This window comes from Mesorhizobium dulcispinae (assembly GCF_033977345.1).
Taxonomy (GTDB): domain Bacteria; phylum Pseudomonadota; class Alphaproteobacteria; order Rhizobiales; family Rhizobiaceae; genus Mesorhizobium; species Mesorhizobium dulcispinae.
Genome location: NZ_JAVIIY010000039.1, coordinates 1 through 15,585 on the forward strand (window position 1 = coordinate 1; position 15,585 = coordinate 15,585).

A 15,585-nucleotide genomic window follows, 5' to 3' on the forward strand; every position below is an offset into this window, starting at 1 on the left:
TGGGGAAGGAAGCGGCGCGCATGTCCTCCATCGGCAGGTTCATGGCCTGCCGGACCTCTTCCGGGATGTTGGTGGGTCCTGGGATGAAGAGATGGGTATAACCGGCCATGAAATCCTCCTCGACATGCGGCTGACCCGCTCTTGTCATGAAAGGAGCATCGATCGATGGCCGGCTACCAACAACACCTGCCCGGATAGAAATGGCCTGTTGGCCGGATAGGTTTTTGCCTACCCGGCCGGATGATGAACTCCAGGCAATCGAAACGAACCCCTTGAAATCATTGCCTGGGCGCTGACAGGCCATCTTCGCTGGAAGCCTGTTCGGCGCGAACCGAAACCATTCTTTGGCGCCGGATACGAGCTTGCGACTGCATACCGCAGCGCCAGGTTCGGCAGACAACGTGGTGGGAATCCAAAGCGGCTGGAGCAGGATACGGCCAGCCAAGTAGCGGGCTCGATCTTCCTGGCAGAGAATGGGCAGGACGTCGTTAATGCATCGCCCAAAAGTGCGCAGCGGTTTTGGGAAGACGACATGCATCAAAACAAAGACTTAAAGCGCGTCGCCTGAATCCATTTCAGCGCGACGCGCTTTAAGCCGCGTGACGTCCGCCACGCGGCTTCATGGGAGCAGCGAACTCACCGGCTTCCGTATCTCGGCCGCCGGTGGACACGGCTTGTTCAGTCCGGCCAAATGCCCGGCGACGTCGGAGCGCCGTCGTCATATCGCGACAGCCATTCCACGATCTTGGGCCGATTGGTGACAAAGCCCTTGTAGGTCGCAAGCTCGGTCGGCAGGTCGCGGATGACGCGATGGAAGCGCCTGGCCCATTTCGGCACCGTCACCAGTTCGTCGAGCTTGATGAGGTAGCAGCGGATCGGAAACACCAGGGCATTCGAGCGAGGCAGACGGAAGAAGGTCTGAAGCTCAACGCGCAAATGCATCATTTGCCCCATGTTCTCGAGCGTCAGATCTTTCTTCATCACGCCCCATTTGTGATAGTTTTCGGGGCTTGTATCGAGCAGGGGATTGACGGTCATCGTCCAGTTCAGGCGCCGCGCCGGCGAGCCCTGCTGCACGTTCAGGAGGAACTTCAAGGCGCGCTGGAAGATGCCCATCTCATGCGCTTTCGGCACCGGGGCGTGCCACTCGAAGAAGTTCATGCCGATGTCGAAATCAAGGCTCCAGTCGGCCTGGGTCGTCACCATGCCGGCGTCCATCCACAGGTTGTCGTCGCGCTGGTCGAGCACCGCAAAGTCGCCCTGGGTCTGCCGCGTGATGTACTCCATCGGACCACAGGGCAATGTGGTCTCATCGAGGAAAGTGAATTTCTGTTCAATCCCCAGCGGACGGTTGATCCAGTGCCATTTGGCGCCGTCGCGGTGCAGCTCGAAAAGCTCCGGATATTCTTCCGCCTTCGAGGTCATGATCAGCTCGAGCAGGTCCCAGCCGGCCAAGGTCATGTGCGGCAGCGACTGGCAGCGCAACGGATCTTCGGCAAGGACGCGGACACGGTCGCGCATCTCTGAGACGTAGTGCTCATCGACGTCGAAGGTCCGCTCGTAGACGCTGCCCGGGCGGTATGATTTATGCGGCTCCAGGTTCACCGAGTACATGTAGCTGTCCTCGGGGAACGGGAAAGGGAAGCGCTTGACCGCCTCCGGCGAGTTGCGGAAAGTGAAATCGTCGTGGAAGGTTTCTTCCTTGAAGATGATAGTCATCGCAGCGTCCTCCTCGCTATCGATCCAACACCAGCGTCTTGCCTTCGAAGCGTGATACGCAAGGCATGATCTTGGTGCCGCTGGCACATTGCGTCGGCGTCAGCCAATGGTCCTTGTGCAGGAACCTTCCCTCATACTCGAGGACGTCCGTCTCGCACTGACCGCAGGCTCCGCCGCGGCACAGATATGGCGCCTCGACGCCGGCTGCTTCGATCGCTTCGAGCAGGCTTTGATGTTCGCCGACCTGGATCGTCTTGTTCGAGCGCGCCAGCATCACCTCGAAGGGCTTGCCTGAGGCAGGTGCAAGGAATTCTTCGTGATGGACCGCCTCGCGCGGCCATCCGAGCGCCGTCGCGGTCTTGCGCACCCAGGCGATCATGCCTTTGGGGCCGCAGACATAGACATGGGTGCCGAGCGGCTGCCCGTCGAGCAGCGCCGGCAGGTCGATCTGCTCGCCCCGGTCGTCATGATAGAGATGGACGCGAGAGCGATAGTTGGCCACAAGCTCGCCCGCGTAGGAGCCAAGGGACGCTGTCCGCACGGAGTAGTGCAGTTCGAAGTTGCCATTCATGGCGCTTAGTTGCCTGATCTGCGCCAGGAACGGCGTGATGCCGATGCCTCCGGCAAGCAACAGGTGTTTTCGCGCCCGCAAATCCAGCGCGAAGAGATTGACCGGGTTGGAGATGACCATTTCCATCCCCGGCCTTACCTGCCGGTGCATGAACAACGAACCGCCTCTTCCGTTGTCGTCGCGGCGGATCGAGATCGAATAGCCCTCCCGGTCGGCGGGATCGCTCATGAGCGAGTAGGGATTGCGGCGCACGCGATCCTGGTCGTTCATCTCCACGACCGTATGCGCACCGCCCGAGAACGTAGGCATCAGGCCGCCGTCACGGCGCACGAACCTGAACCGGGTGACGAGCTCGTTGACCGGCGTGACCTCAGCCACCCTCACGGGTATTTTCGCGGCGCCTGCACTCATCTGAACCGCTCCACCGATTCCGGAATATTGCCGGGGTCTTCCGCGTCCACGCGCACGCCTTGGAAGGCAGCGATGCGGCGCGAATAGTGATCGCGCACGAACAGATGCAGCCCGCAATGGGCGCACTGGAAAGGATCGTGCGTCACGTCTTCGGTGATACCCTTGCAATGCACGCACTGCACACGGCGCGCGGTCGAGCCGCGATGTTCCGTCTGGATGGCGGAATGCGGGATGCCGGCCTCCGTGGCCTCGAACATCGCCTGCCCCACCAGCCCTTCAGTTCCCGCCAGATAAACCTGCAGGCCCATATGCGCCCCGGCCAGCACCCGCCTCAGCCGTGGAAGCGCGGCCTCATAGCTCGGCCCGACATAGAGTTGGGCAGGGGCGAGCTGCTCCAGCCTGGCGACGAACTTGTCCCCCGATTTCTTGGGCAGGTAGATGATGTGAGCCCGGGCGAAGAAATCGGAGGGCGCAGCGGCGGCGGCCAAATCGAGGACGGCCTCGGCACCTTCGGCATCGGCGACCAACAGGTGCAGCCGCCCTGGCCGCACCTCCAGCACACCGTAGACCGGGCGGCTTGGGATCGAGCCTTCTAACACTGACTTTGACCCTCGGCTCCGTTTTGGTTGGTTTGCGGGCTTGAATCCCGTTTGCGACCTCTCACCGCGACCTATCCCTTGGCGGTGCGACGTTTCTTTTCCGCATCAAAGAATGGCATCGAGTGGGCGACGCAGGGAATTTCGCCGGTCGAATTGCGAACGGTCATCTTCACTCCGTCGACCGCGCAATCCACCGGCATGCGGGCAATGCCGATATTGTGCTCGTTGAGACTGGAGTACATGCCAATCGTCACCACGCCGACCTTTTTGCCGTCCTTCAGCAACGGCGCGCCTTCCTCGGCCGGCGTCGTGCCCTCGAGCTTGACGCCATAGATCTTGAAGCGCTCCTTGCCCGTCAGCCGATAATGTTCCTCGGCGCCGCGGAAACCCACCTTGCCGGGCGAGACGGTGAAGTCGAGCCCGAGTTCCCACAGCGTGTCGCCGGGACCCTCGTTCTCGAACGGATATTTTTCCGAATTGTCGTAAGGGAAGAACAACAGATAGCTTTCGGCCCGCAGCAGATCGAGCGTCGTGAACCGGCAGGGGATAATGCCCATGCCCGCGCCCTCCTCCAGGATCCGGTCCCAAATCGCGGGAGCGTCCTGGCCGCGACAGAAGATCTCGTAGCCGCGCTCGCCTGTGTAGCCAGTGCGCGAAATCGTCACCGGCAGACCGAAGAGCGAGGTGTGCATATGGCTGAAGTAGTTCAGGTTCCGGATGCCTTCCACATGCTTCTGCAGGTAGTCGACGGCAAGCGGCCCTTGCAGCGACAGGTCGTGGAGATTGTCATCGAAGCGGATGGCGACGTCGCGCCCGGTAGCCGCCATCGTGAGCTGTTCATGGGCGCCGCCGGAGCCGTGCACGACCATCCAGCTGTTCGGCCCCATGCGGTAGATGACGCAGTCGTCGATGAACTTGCCGGCGTCGTTCAGCATTGTGGCGTAGACCGAACGGCCGGGCATGATCTTTTCGGCGTTGCGGGTCGTGGCGCGGTCGATGACGTGGGTTGCCGCAGGGCCGTTCAGGTGCACCTTCTTCAAGCCGGAAACGTCCATGAGGCCTGCCTTGGTGCGGATCGCCAGATATTCGCGCTCCGGGTCGCCCGCATACTGCCAGGCGGTGCCCATGCCGCTCCAATCTTCAAGACTCGAACCAAGCGCGCGATGGCGATCGGCGAGCGTCGAAAATCTCCAGGAATTGGTCATTGCATTCCCCTTTTTTATACCAATTATTGAACCAGTTTGCGAGAACTGGTTCTTGAAATCAATACTCCCGTTAAAATTTTTTACCTGAGAGCAAAAATGACCGATCGGACATCGCGGCAAGGAAGAGCCGAAGGCCAACCGAAATGGAAAGCGAGGCGCTCGCGCGAAACAGACGGCGAAACGCCAGATTGGCGATCAGGATCAGCCGACCGCCAGAAGGGCGCGGTCATCGGCCGTGGCTTGCGTGGCCAACCAGAACCATCGCAAATGGATGCGAACTTTCGGATGTCGAAAGGAACATCGCCGATGTCATCGAAACATGAGGCTGCCTTGGCACTAATCGCGGATCATTCAATCACCGCCACGGTTCGTGTCGTGGTGGACACGCTGCTGGCGCGAATAAGCTCTCAGCAATACACCACCGACGAGCGACTGCCCTCGGAGCGGACATTGGCCAGTGAACTTGGCGTCGCCCGCAACACGGTTCGCGAAGCGCTGGACATACTTGAGAAACATGGCTTCATACGCCGGCGTGCCGGGAGCGGCAGCTTCGTGAAGGGTCAGGCAGCCCCGGATGACGCGACCGGAGGTGTTGCTGCCGAGACGAGCCCGCTCGACCTCCTGGTGATGCGCGGAATAATCGAACCCGACATGATGAGACTCGCCATCATCAACATGTCGCCGCGCGCCATTGAGGGACTGAGCGAGACCTTGTCCGCCATGGAAGGGGTTCAAACCGAAGCAGCGGAGTTCGCCCGGCTCGAGGATGAATTCCACCGTCAGGTAGCCCGCGGCGCGGGAAATCCGCTACTGACGTCGTGCTACGATCTGTTGCTCCAGGCTCGCCGCCAGAGCTTCCGCGCCGCCCTCAACCGGCGGCATCTGACACCCAGGCGAATACAGGACTACCAGCGCCGCTACAACACGCTGCTCAATGCGATCATCGCCCGCGATATCGAGAGCGCGGTCGAATTCACCAAGCTGCTATTGATTGAGGAGCAAAAGCTGCTTCTGCAGGAAGACTGAGCCTCGGTCAGTCCAATCCGGCAGCGATGCGCAGCTCTCCAGAGGCGCTCGAATGGCGCTGATCCCACATCAGCCCAAGCGCGCGCATTTCGTCGCGCAACCGGGCGCCGTGCCTCTGCAGCCAAGCCGGCACCGACCCAAAGGCTACGATACGCGCCTGGCCATTCGTAATGCGTACGACCGGCCAGTCGCCGATCAGGGCGTTGTCATTCCCGAATAGTTCCGAGCCCGCCCATTGCGCCATCCCGAACGCATGTTCGCCGAGCCCGCCATGCTTCATCGCTGCGAGAACGGAGACAGGCGCTGCCGTTCCGGCTTTCTCGACCGCCGCATGCCAAAGGTCGAGCGTGGCAACGTATTCCCAGGAAACCGCGCTCCAGCTGTCCGGGAAACGCCGGTTGTACTCCGCGAAGAACTCGGCTGGACGATTGAAGAAGAAGGCCTTGTCGCGAAGCTCCGGATCGTCGAAGTCCGGGAACTGGAACAGAAAGCCCTCCATGAAATCGACCGATGTCCGGTCGACCAGCCGCCGATAATAGTCGGCAGTGCAAGAGATGATCTGCCCCCGAAATCCCGACCGGAAAGCAGCTTCGGTCAGCGCGTGAACCATTGGCTCATAGCTCGTGCACCAACACAAAATGTCGGGATTGCCGACCAGCATTGCGCGCAGAATTTCGTCGGCGTTCGTGGCCTCCGGCGCGTAGCGGATCTCGCCCACCGACGCGATCCCCTCAGCCGCAAAGGCAGCTCGATAGGTAGCCAGCGAAGGCAGGCCCAGCGCATCCGTCTGGCTGCACATCGCCACGCGGCGCAGGTCGGGGCGGTTGCGTGCAAGCCATTCGACTGCCGTGACGTTGTAGAGGGGGTGGATCTCGCTGGGGGCGATCAGGTACGGCGTGTCGGGCGAAAGATCGCTCGGCAGGAGCGTCGAGGTCAGGATCTTGCGCGACATGAGATAGTCCTGGACCGGACGAAACGTGTCGCCTCCGTGCATCATCAGCAGCCCTACCCCGTGATCCTGCACGAGGCGCCGAGCCCCTACCGCCGCCCGATCGGGTTCATAGCCGCAGTCCTCGGCCAACAGTTGGACGTTGTGCCGCGTCCCGCCGATGAGCATTCCGCCGGTGCGATTGATCCAGTCCACCCAGATGCGGCAGCCGTTCAGTCCCGGCAGCCCCCAAGAGCTGACAGGCCCGCTGAGCGGCCCGAGAAAGCCTACTTTGACCACTCGTTGCGCGCCGACGCCCAGCCGTTTGACCTGGGCGTTCACTGCAAGTCGTTGCACTAGGCTGGCGGCATTCATGGCACGCTCCTTACCGGCCGTTTTTAGACCGAGGCCAATTCCGGCGCAAATTCATTTTCCTTCCATGAATATTAGTTGACAAGTTTTCCGTTTCGATCATAACTGGTTTGAACCAAAAGAACCAATCCAGCAAAAACCGGTTCAGACCAAATGGGAGAATCATGATGAAGAAACGGATTGCCGTCATCGGTGCGGGCCCGTCCGGCTTAGCTCAGTTGCGCGCCTTTGCGTCCGCGGCGCAGAAAGGCGCAGAGATTCCCGAGATCGTCTGCTTCGAAAAGCAGAAGAATTGGGGAGGGTTGTGGAACTACACCTGGCGCACTGGCCTGGACGAATTTGGCGAGCCGGTGCATGGCTCGATGTATCGCTATCTCTGGTCCAACGGTCCGAAGGAAGGTCTGGAATTCGCCGACTACTCCTTCGAGGAGCACTTCGGCAAGCAGATTGCCTCCTATCCGCCCCGGGCCGTGTTGTTCGACTACATCGAAGGGCGCGTGAATAAGGCCGGCGTCCGCCCGTGGATCCGTTTTTCCACCGTTGTCAGGTATGTGACCTGGAGCGCTGAGACCCGCAAGTTCACCGTGCGTGTGCACGATCTTCCCCATGACCGATCCTACTCGGAAGAGTTCGACCACGTGATCGTCGCGTCGGGCCATTTCTCGACTCCGAACGTGCCGGAATTCCCCGGTTTCGAGACATTCAATGGCCGGATCCTGCATGCTCACGACTTCCGCGACGCACGAGAATTCGTCGGTCAGGACATACTGATCATCGGAACCAGCTACTCGGCCGAGGATATCGGTTCCCAGTGCTGGAAGTACGGTTGCAAGTCGGTCACGGTCAGCCACCGCACGGAGGCGATGGGCTTCAAATGGCCGGCCAACTGGAAAGAGGTGCCTCTGCTGACCAAGGTCGAGGGTAACGTCGCAACCTTCAAGGATGGCTCGACGGCGACCGTCAACGCGATCATCCTATGTACAGGCTACAAGCACCATTTCCCGTTCATGTCGGACGACTTGCGGCTGCGCACCGCGAACAGGTTGGCCACGGCTGACCTCTACAAGGGCGTCGTCTACGTCCACAATCCGGCGCTGTTTTATCTCGGCATGCAGGACCAGTGGTATACCTTCAACATGTTCGATGCGCAGGCCTGGTGGGCGCGCGACGTTATCCTCGGCAGGATCAAGCTGCCTGCATCCAAGAACGAGCTGATCGCCGACGTCGAGAAGCGGGTGGCGGCCGAGGATGCCGGAGAGGACAGCTATGACGCGATCCGCTACCAGGGCAGCTATATCAAGGAGCTGATCGCCGAGACCGACTATCCAAGCTTTGATGTCGACGGTGCAGACGAAGCTTTCTTCCAATGGAAGAAGCACAAGATCAAGGACATCATGGGGTTCCGCAACAACAGCTACAAATCGGTCATGACCGGTACCATGGCGCCGCAGCATCACACGCCGTGGAAAGACGCGCTGGACGATACAATGCAGAGTTATCTGCGCAACTGAGCTCGCGTTGCCCAGCGACTTTTCCAGAAGCCCTACGGACCGTTCACTTCCCTTGCCGCGTTGGAAGCAGTTCCGGGCAGATGACGAGACGGGCCCTGTTCAGCGGCACGCTGAGCAGGGCAAAAACGAGGAGGAGCCAGGATGCTGACTACACAGACCGCGCAAAGGTCGTTCAGTTTCTACCTCTTGCCTGGCTTCTCGCTTCAGGCGTTCTCTTGCGCGGTAGAAGTGCTGCGGTTGGCCAACGAAGCAATCGGGAAAAACGCCTACAGCTGGCAAGTCATATCCGAAGACGGGCAACCCGTGATGTCGAGCTGCCGAATGACCGTCGGCATCGACTCCACGTTGAGAGATGAGCGCGAGAGAACCCAAAAATCAAACTCAACATCAGCCGCGGTGATTTGTGGCGGCAGCGCCATCCCGCGCCCGAACAGGCAACTCGATGCCTGGCTAAGGGAATGCCGCATGCGCCGTATTCCCCTCGTTTGCATCGGCAGTGGCACCGTCGTTGTCGCACGGGCTGGATTGGCGGACGGGCGTCGGTGCGCCGTTCACTGGGAGCAGCTTCCGTTGTTCTGCGAGCAGTTTCCGGGGATAGAGTCCACCCAGACCGCCTTTGAGCATGACGGAGATCTGCATACCTGCTCGGGTGGGGACGCGCCCTTCGACATGTTCCTGAACCTGGTGGAACGTGACCATGGCTCGGTCATCGTCAACCGCGTCTGCGAAAAAGCCATCGCATACCGAATGCGTTCAGCCGGGGAGCGACAGCGCCTGCCCCTCCATTCTCGTGTCAAGCTCAACCACAAGGCAGTGATGAAGGTCATTGGCCTGATGGAGGCAAGCTTGGATGATCCTATGCCGGTCGACGATCTTGTCGCGTTAAGCGGAATATCGCGCCGGCAGATCGAGAGGCTTTTCGACAGAGAGTTGGGGCGCTCCCCGAACCGATACTACATGGAACTGCGCCTGGAGCGGGCGCAGCTGCTTCTTGTGAGCACCAACTTGCCGGTCGTGGAAGTTGCGGTGGCCTGCGGTTTTATCTCGCCGTCGCACTTTTCCAAAGTCTATCGCGAAGCCTACGGATGCGCTCCGCATCAGACACGATTGGCCGCCCGTGCGTGCGGGCAAGCCGATCTGATGGACCCGGCGCTGCTGGGACTGAACTGCACCGAAGTATCCCAACACAGGTTGTCGATGACCGCGTAGCCGACGAAGCGGCTGAGCCCCAGCCTCAGCGAGGAGGTAACGATGCTGAACACGATCTACCCTCCCGTCCGCGGTGGACCGCCGCAGGCGACCCGCATCATCCGTCCCGCAGGATTGACCTTGCCGGCCGGCACCGAGCGCTACATCGTCAGCGGCGCCGGAGCGATGTTGATCGACATTGCGGCAGGCGACAGCATCACCGTAACGAATGATGAGGGCGGCCAGATCTGCGAGGTCGTCGTGGCCGACGCGTCGGGCCGCATTGACGCCGGCATGGTCGGCCATGGTCCGAACTCGGGTGCTGCTGGTTTGAAGGCGCTGCTGACCAGTCAGGACCGCAGCCTGCAGCGGCTGCGCAAGGCGCTGGATATCCGTGGCATCGACCTCGCCGCGGCTGGCGGGATTCGCTTCTTCGAAGCGACAACACCACCGAAGACCAAAGTCGAGCTGACCGTCCAGCGCGGCGGCTGGCTCGTCATCGCCGCGCCGGGAACCGACATGGCGCCGGACGACCAGAGGACAGCGACGCCGCTGACCGTCCTTGTGCGGCGCGCGACGGTGCGCTTGCGTGAGACTTCCCGGGATTTGCCAGATCCGCTTGCCGATCCGGTTCTCGACCTTCGCGTACACTCGTCGACGGCAGAGGCCTATTTCGTCAAAGCCGGGGACTACATTCAGATCATCGATGTCGACGGACGCCAGTGCACCGATTTCCAGTGCTTCTCGGCACGCAAATTGGACAACGGAAAGGAGCATCCGCTCGACGTCACCACCACGCGCAGCGCGATGGGTCATGCCTATCCGCTACCTGGCCTGCATTCGAAGTACTACGATCAGGACTTCCTGCCGCTGGTCGAGGTCGTGCAGGACACTTGCGGTCGCCACGACGCCTTCTCGCTGGCGTGCTATGCGAAATATTATGACGATATCGGCTATCCCGGCCATATCAACTGCACGGAAAACTTCAACAAGGCGCTCGGCTCATACGGCGTCGGTCCGCGCGGCGGCTGGATGGCGGCCAACTTCTTCTTCAATACCGGAGTCGACGCGCATGGCGTCATGTATGCCGACGAGCCGTGGTCGCGGCCGGGCGACTACGTGCTCTTGCGGGCGCTGACCGACCTCGTCTGCGTCAACTCCGCCTGCCCTGACGACACGACGGCGGCCAATGGCTGGAATCCGACCGACATCCATGTGCGCACCTATTCAGGGGCGGAGAAATTCCAACGCGCCGTGGCGATCCGCGCCACTCCCGATTCGGAGCCGAAGATGACCAAGGAAACCGGGTTTCACGACCGCCTGTCCAAGCTGACCCGCAACTTCGTGGAGTATCGCGGCTACTGGCTGGCCAACAGCTACGCGGAAGCCGGGCCGATCGAGGAGTACTGGGCTTGCCGGCAGAAGTCGGTGCTGATGGACCTTTCCGCCCTGCGCAAGTTCGAGGTGACGGGACCGGATTCGGAAGCCCTGCTCCAGTACACGCTGACGCGTGACGTGAAGAAGCTGGCGGTCGGCCAGATCGTTTATACCGCCATGTGCTACGAGCATGGCGGAATGATTGACGACGGCACGTTGTTCCGTCTCGGTCAGGACAATTTCCGATGGGTCGGCGGCGACGAGTATTCGGGCATATGGCTGCGCGAACAGGCGGAAAAGCTCGGCCTCAACGCCCTGGTCCGCAGTTCCACCGACCAGTTGCACAACATTGCCGTGCAAGGACCGGAAAGCCGTGAGCTGCTGAAGAAGGTGATCTGGACGCCGCCGCATCAGCCGTCGGTCGAACTCGGCTGGTTCCGTTTCACCGTTGGCCGCATCGGTGATGACCAGGGCCTGCCTGTCGTGCTGTCGCGTACCGGCTACACGGGCGAGTTGGGCTACGAGGTCTGGTGCCATCCCAAGCACGCGGGCGAGGTCTTCGACGCGATCTGGGCTGAGGGGCCGGCACACGGATTGACGCCCATGGGCCTGGCCGCCCTCGATATGGTTCGGATCGAGGCCGGATTGATCTTCGCCGGCTATGATTTCTCCGATCAGACCGACCCGTTCGAGGCGGGCATCGGCTTCACCGTGCCGCTCAAGTCCAAGCCCGACGATTTCATCGGGCGCGACGCGCTGATCCGGCGCAAGGAGCATCCATCGCGCAAGATGGTCGGGCTCGACATCGAAGGGGCCGTCGCGGTCGGCCATGGCGACTGCATCCACCTTGGGCGCGCGCAGATCGGCGAGGTCACATCGTCGACGCGTTCGCCGATCCTCGGCAAGAACATTGCGTTGGCGCGCATCGACGTGGTCCATGCCGATGTCGGCATTCAGGTCGAGATCGGCAAGCTCGATGGCCACCAGAAGCGGCTGCCGGCCACGATCGTCCCGCTATCGCATTATGATCCCAAGAAAACCCGTCCGCAGTCCTGACGCATATGGAACCAGTAGCAGCCAAGGAAACTCTTCTTGCGCAGATCGGCGGCGAAACGGCTTTGCGCGGTCTGGTCGACTGCTTCTACGACCTGATCGAGACCGATCCCCGCGGAGAGCCGTTGCTGCGACTGCATTTTCGCGGACACGGCGTCAACCATGCCCGCGAAGAGCAGTTCAACTTTCTGTGCGGCTTTCTCGGCGGGCGTCGTCACTATCTGGAAAAGCACGGGCACATGGACGTCCGTCTCATGCACGCGCATGTGCCGATCTCGACGGGCGACGCCGAGGACTGGCTGGCTCTCATGGATCGAGCCATCGCCGAAATGCAGCTTTCAGGCCCGCATGTAGACAAGATGCGCCTGGCATTCCGCCGTGTCGCACTGACGCTGGTCAATGATCTGGGAGAATGGGGGGTGGGAAACGCTTGACGACATCGAGGATCGTCAACAACCTTTATTGAAGTGAAAAAACCAAGCCTGGCAGGAAAGAAAATAACCGGCAAAGCGAAGCCGGAACGCAGGAACACTCAACCTCAAACAATGGGATAAAAAGCTATGAGCGCTTTTTCGGACACTTACGCGGAGACAGCCGCGGGGCAGTTACACAGAAGCATTGACTGGCGAGGCGCCTTCTGGGTGGCAAGCGGCGTCCCCGCCCTCGTTCTGTTCTCGATCGGCGGCATCGCTGGAACGACTGGCAAGCTGGCCTTCGTGATCTGGACCGTGTCCATGATCATGGGTTTCCTGCAGTCGTTCACATATGCCGAAATCGCCGGTCTGTTTCCCAACAAGTCCGGCGGCGCTTCGGTCTATGGCGCAACCGCCTGGCTGCGTTATTCGAAGTTCATCGCGCCGTTGTCGGTGTGGTGCAACTGGTTCGCCTGGTCGCCGGTTCTTTCGCTCGGCTGTTCCATCGCCGCTGCCTACATCCTCAATGCGCTGGCGCCGGTTCCGGTCTTCACCGAGACCTCTCCGCAGGTGGTTGCCTACATCGGGACCCACGCCGGGACGAGCGCGGCCGACGCCATCGCAGCGGTGACGGCTGCCGCAACGCCTGCGATCCGCACCTGGTCGCTCTTCAGCCACACGCTTGGGCCTGTCAGTTTCTCATTGAACGCGACCTTCTTCATCGGCGCGCTGCTGATGCTGATCATCTTCGCCATCCAGCATCGCGGCATCCTGGGCACCGCCAGCGTGCAGAAGTATATCGGCCTGCTCGTCATCATCCCGATGCTGATCGTCGGTGTCGTGCCGATCTTCACCGGCCAGATCGACTGGGCGAATTTCTCGCCTCTGGTCCCGCTGGCCGCCGCCTACGCGCCCGATCCAGGCTCATGGAACATCGCCGGATGGACGCTGGCGCTCGGCGGCATGTTCATCGCGGCATGGTCGACCTATGGCTTCGAGACCGCCGTCTGCTACACGTCGGAGTTCAAGAACCCCGGCACCGACACCTTCAAGGCGATCTTCTATTCCGGCCTGCTCTGCATGCTTCTGTTCATCCTGGTGCCTTTCACCTTCCAGGGCGTGCTTGGCCTCAACGGCATGCTGGCAACGCCAATCGTGGATGGCTCGGGCGTCGCCGACGCGTTGGCCGGCATGGTCGGCGGCGGTAACCTGATCCACAGCCTGCTGGTGATGCTGATGATCCTGGCGCTGGTGCTCTGCATCATGACGGCAATGGCCGGCTCCTCGCGCACGCTCTACCAAGGCTCCGTCGATGGTTGGCTGCCGCGCTATCTGAGCCATGTCAACGAGCACGGCGCGCCTACCCGGGCGATGTGGACCGACCTTTGCTTCAACCTTATCGTGCTGGCCATCGCCTCGGCCGACGCGACCAGCTTCTTCTTCATCCTCGCGGTGTCGAACTGCGGCTATATCATCTTCAACTTCCTCAACCTCAACGCCGGCTGGATCCACCGGATCGACAACGGCCATATCGAGCGGCCCTGGAAGGCGCCGACATGGCTGCTGGGGATCGGGGCGATATTCGCCTATGTCAACGCCATCTTCATGGGTGCCGGTGCCAAGGTCTGGAATCCGATGGCGCTGTGGGCCGGCCTGATAACCGCGGCACTGATCCTCCCGGTATTCTGCTTCCGGCACTACATTCAGGACGGCGGCAAGTTCCCCGATCACATGCTGGACGATCTCGGCATGAAGGCCACCGATCTCAGAGCCAAGAAGGCCGGAATCTTGCCTTACGCGACGCTGGTGGCTGGCATTATCGTGGTGCTGATCGCCAACCGGATCTTCGTACTGTGATCGGCGACAGCCCGATCATCTTTGAACCGGGAAACGTTCCCTCCTCCCGGCCGCGTTGAACCGCGGTTGCTTGGTCACCGCCTGCAAGGCCGGGCGGTGACTTTTTTGGATCCATGAAAGGCCCGGCGTAGCTGCCCGCCAACTGATCGAGGCAGACAGAGGCGCAAATTTCTTTTTCTTCGTATGAATTTTTTTTTCCTTATAGTTGACTTTCAACCCAAATAATTGCAAGGTTTTGCAACTCGATTTTCAAAGTTCGACGGCAAAGCGACGCCGTATTTCATTCTCAAGAGCGGAGAGAGGCGATGGCTGAAGTGATCGATGGCAAGGCTGTTGCCGCCGATGTGATCGCAAAGGTCACAAGCGCGAGCAGCGACCTGGCTGCTGCAAAGAATGTGACGCCTGGTCTTGCGGTCATCATCGTCGGGGAGGATCCGGCAAGCCAGGTCTATGTGGCCGCGAAGTCGCGTACAGCGAAGGAATGCGGCTTCAATTCGCTGCAACATACGCTGCCCGCGGACACCAGCGAAGCCTACCTGATCGATCTTATCGATATCATGAATCATGACCGTGCGATCCATGGCATTCTGGTGCAGTTGCCGCTTCCGGATCACATCGATGCGGGCAAGGTCATCCAGGCGATTGCGCCGGAGAAGGACGTCGACGGCTTCCACTTTGTCAATGTCGGCAAGCTTGGCACCGGTGAGCTCGATACGGCTTTCGTACCCTGCACACCGGCCGGCTCGATGCTGCTGATCGAGCGCGTGCATGGCAAGGACCTTTCTGGTCTCAATGCAGTCGTCGTCGGCCGCTCCAACATCGTTGGCAAGCCGATGGCGAACCTTCTGCTTGCCGCGAACGCGACCGTCACCGTTGCCCATAGCCGGACGAAGAATCTGCCCGAGCTTTGTCGTGGCGCTGACATCCTCGTGGCGGCGGTGGGCCGGCCGGAAATGATCAGGGGTGAGTGGGTGAAGCCAGGCACCACTGTGATCGACGTGGGCATCAACCGGATCGCCGCGCCGGAGAAGGGCAATGGCAAGAACCGCCTGGTAGGCGACGTCGCCTACGCCGAGGCGGCGGACCATGCCGGCGCGATCACACCCGTGCCCGGCGGCGTCGGTCCAATGACGATCGCGCTTCTGATGGCCAACACGCTGACCTCAGCCTACCTCGCCAGCAACCTGCCGAGGCCACAGTTCTAGAACCACAGCATGCATTTCCGACAACCCAATCTTCGAGGCAAATGACCATGGCCGAATTCAAAACCGATATTGAAATAGCGCGTGCAGCCAAGAAGAAACCGATCCAGGAGATCGGCGCCAAGATCGGCATCCCCAACGAGCATCTGCTGC

The 15,585-nt window shown here is 60.9% G+C and carries 13 protein-coding genes; 7 read left to right on the plus strand and 6 right to left on the minus strand.

The window, feature by feature from the left end; all coding sequences use genetic code 11:
- From RFN30_RS31805 to RFN30_RS31825, 5 genes are all read right to left on the minus strand, one after another.
- A partial coding sequence (locus RFN30_RS31805; protein ID WP_320265915.1) for a hypothetical protein occupies positions 1–538 on the minus strand: 538 nt, incomplete at its 3' end.
- A gap of 140 nt (positions 539–678) precedes the next feature.
- Positions 679–1,719: a heme-dependent oxidative N-demethylase family protein gene (locus RFN30_RS31810; RefSeq protein ID WP_320265916.1), complete on the minus strand. Its 1,041-nt coding sequence runs from the start codon at positions 1,717–1,719 to the stop codon at positions 679–681.
- A 16-nt stretch (positions 1,720–1,735) separates the two neighbouring features.
- On the minus strand, positions 1,736–2,701 hold the full coding sequence (locus RFN30_RS31815) for a PDR/VanB family oxidoreductase (protein WP_320265917.1): 966 nt from the start codon (positions 2,699–2,701) through the stop codon (positions 1,736–1,738).
- Complete coding sequence (locus RFN30_RS31820) at positions 2,698–3,300, minus strand: dimethylamine monooxygenase subunit DmmA family protein (protein WP_320265918.1); 603 nt, start codon at positions 3,298–3,300, stop codon at positions 2,698–2,700. The genes RFN30_RS31815 and RFN30_RS31820 overlap by 4 nt, the downstream gene beginning before the upstream one ends.
- A gap of 71 nt (positions 3,301–3,371) precedes the next feature.
- A complete protein-coding gene (locus RFN30_RS31825; RefSeq protein WP_320265919.1) occupies positions 3,372–4,505 on the minus strand; it encodes an aminomethyl transferase family protein in 1,134 nt (377 codons plus the stop codon).
- Between the two features lie 96 nt (positions 4,506–4,601).
- Here RFN30_RS31825 and RFN30_RS31830 point away from each other — a divergent pair, with 96 nt between their 5' ends.
- A complete protein-coding gene (locus RFN30_RS31830; RefSeq protein WP_320265920.1) occupies positions 4,602–5,531 on the plus strand; it encodes a FadR/GntR family transcriptional regulator in 930 nt (309 codons plus the stop codon).
- A 7-nt stretch (positions 5,532–5,538) separates the two neighbouring features.
- On the opposite strand, the gene RFN30_RS31835 is transcribed toward RFN30_RS31830, so the two are convergent.
- Positions 5,539–6,834: an ABC transporter substrate-binding protein gene (locus tag RFN30_RS31835; protein WP_320265921.1), complete on the minus strand. Its 1,296-nt coding sequence runs from the start codon at positions 6,832–6,834 to the stop codon at positions 5,539–5,541.
- Between the two features lie 164 nt (positions 6,835–6,998).
- Here RFN30_RS31835 and RFN30_RS31840 point away from each other — a divergent pair, with 164 nt between their 5' ends.
- The 6 genes from RFN30_RS31840 (at position 6,999) to RFN30_RS31865 (ending at position 15,435) form a co-directional block, all read left to right on the plus strand.
- Positions 6,999–8,342, plus strand: a complete 1,344-nt coding sequence (locus tag RFN30_RS31840; RefSeq protein ID WP_320265922.1) for a trimethylamine monooxygenase — start codon at positions 6,999–7,001, stop codon at positions 8,340–8,342.
- Positions 8,343–8,483: 141 nt separating this feature from the next.
- On the plus strand, positions 8,484–9,551 hold the full coding sequence (locus tag RFN30_RS31845) for a GlxA family transcriptional regulator (protein WP_320265923.1): 1,068 nt from the start codon (positions 8,484–8,486) through the stop codon (positions 9,549–9,551).
- A 42-nt stretch (positions 9,552–9,593) separates the two neighbouring features.
- Positions 9,594–11,963, plus strand: coding sequence for a trimethylamine N-oxide demethylase (locus RFN30_RS31850; protein WP_320265924.1), 2,370 nt, complete (start codon positions 9,594–9,596; stop codon positions 11,961–11,963).
- A 5-nt stretch (positions 11,964–11,968) separates the two neighbouring features.
- A complete protein-coding gene (locus RFN30_RS31855; RefSeq protein WP_320265925.1) occupies positions 11,969–12,394 on the plus strand; it encodes a group II truncated hemoglobin in 426 nt (141 codons plus the stop codon).
- A 126-nt stretch (positions 12,395–12,520) separates the two neighbouring features.
- The gene (locus tag RFN30_RS31860; protein WP_320265926.1) at positions 12,521–14,230 is read left to right on the plus strand and encodes a trimethylamine N-oxide permease; all 1,710 of its coding nucleotides are present in this window, start codon (positions 12,521–12,523) and stop codon (positions 14,228–14,230) included.
- Between the two features lie 305 nt (positions 14,231–14,535).
- Positions 14,536–15,435, plus strand: coding sequence for a bifunctional methylenetetrahydrofolate dehydrogenase/methenyltetrahydrofolate cyclohydrolase (locus RFN30_RS31865; RefSeq protein ID WP_320265927.1), 900 nt, complete (start codon positions 14,536–14,538; stop codon positions 15,433–15,435).
- Positions 15,436–15,585 lie beyond the last annotated feature (150 nt).

Bases quoted from the DNA above. Each gene is read 5' to 3' on its own strand.
- RFN30_RS31810 (WP_320265916.1), bottom strand. From the start codon at position 1,719: ATGACTATCATCTTCAAGGAAGAAACCTTCCACGACGATTTCACTTTC.
- RFN30_RS31815 (WP_320265917.1), bottom strand. From the start codon at position 2,701: ATGAGTGCAGGCGCCGCGAAAATACCCGTGAGGGTGGCTGAGGTCACG.
- RFN30_RS31825 (WP_320265919.1), bottom strand. From the start codon at position 4,505: ATGACCAATTCCTGGAGATTTTCGACGCTCGCCGATCGCCATCGCGCG.
- RFN30_RS31830 (WP_320265920.1), top strand. From the start codon at position 4,602: ATGACCGATCGGACATCGCGGCAAGGAAGAGCCGAAGGCCAACCGAAA.
- RFN30_RS31835 (WP_320265921.1), bottom strand. From the start codon at position 6,834: ATGAATGCCGCCAGCCTAGTGCAACGACTTGCAGTGAACGCCCAGGTC.
- RFN30_RS31840 (WP_320265922.1), top strand. From the start codon at position 6,999: ATGAAGAAACGGATTGCCGTCATCGGTGCGGGCCCGTCCGGCTTAGCT.
- RFN30_RS31845 (WP_320265923.1), top strand. From the start codon at position 8,484: ATGCTGACTACACAGACCGCGCAAAGGTCGTTCAGTTTCTACCTCTTG.
- RFN30_RS31850 (WP_320265924.1), top strand. From the start codon at position 9,594: ATGCTGAACACGATCTACCCTCCCGTCCGCGGTGGACCGCCGCAGGCG.
- RFN30_RS31855 (WP_320265925.1), top strand. From the start codon at position 11,969: ATGGAACCAGTAGCAGCCAAGGAAACTCTTCTTGCGCAGATCGGCGGC.
- RFN30_RS31860 (WP_320265926.1), top strand. From the start codon at position 12,521: ATGAGCGCTTTTTCGGACACTTACGCGGAGACAGCCGCGGGGCAGTTA.
- RFN30_RS31865 (WP_320265927.1), top strand. From the start codon at position 14,536: ATGGCTGAAGTGATCGATGGCAAGGCTGTTGCCGCCGATGTGATCGCA.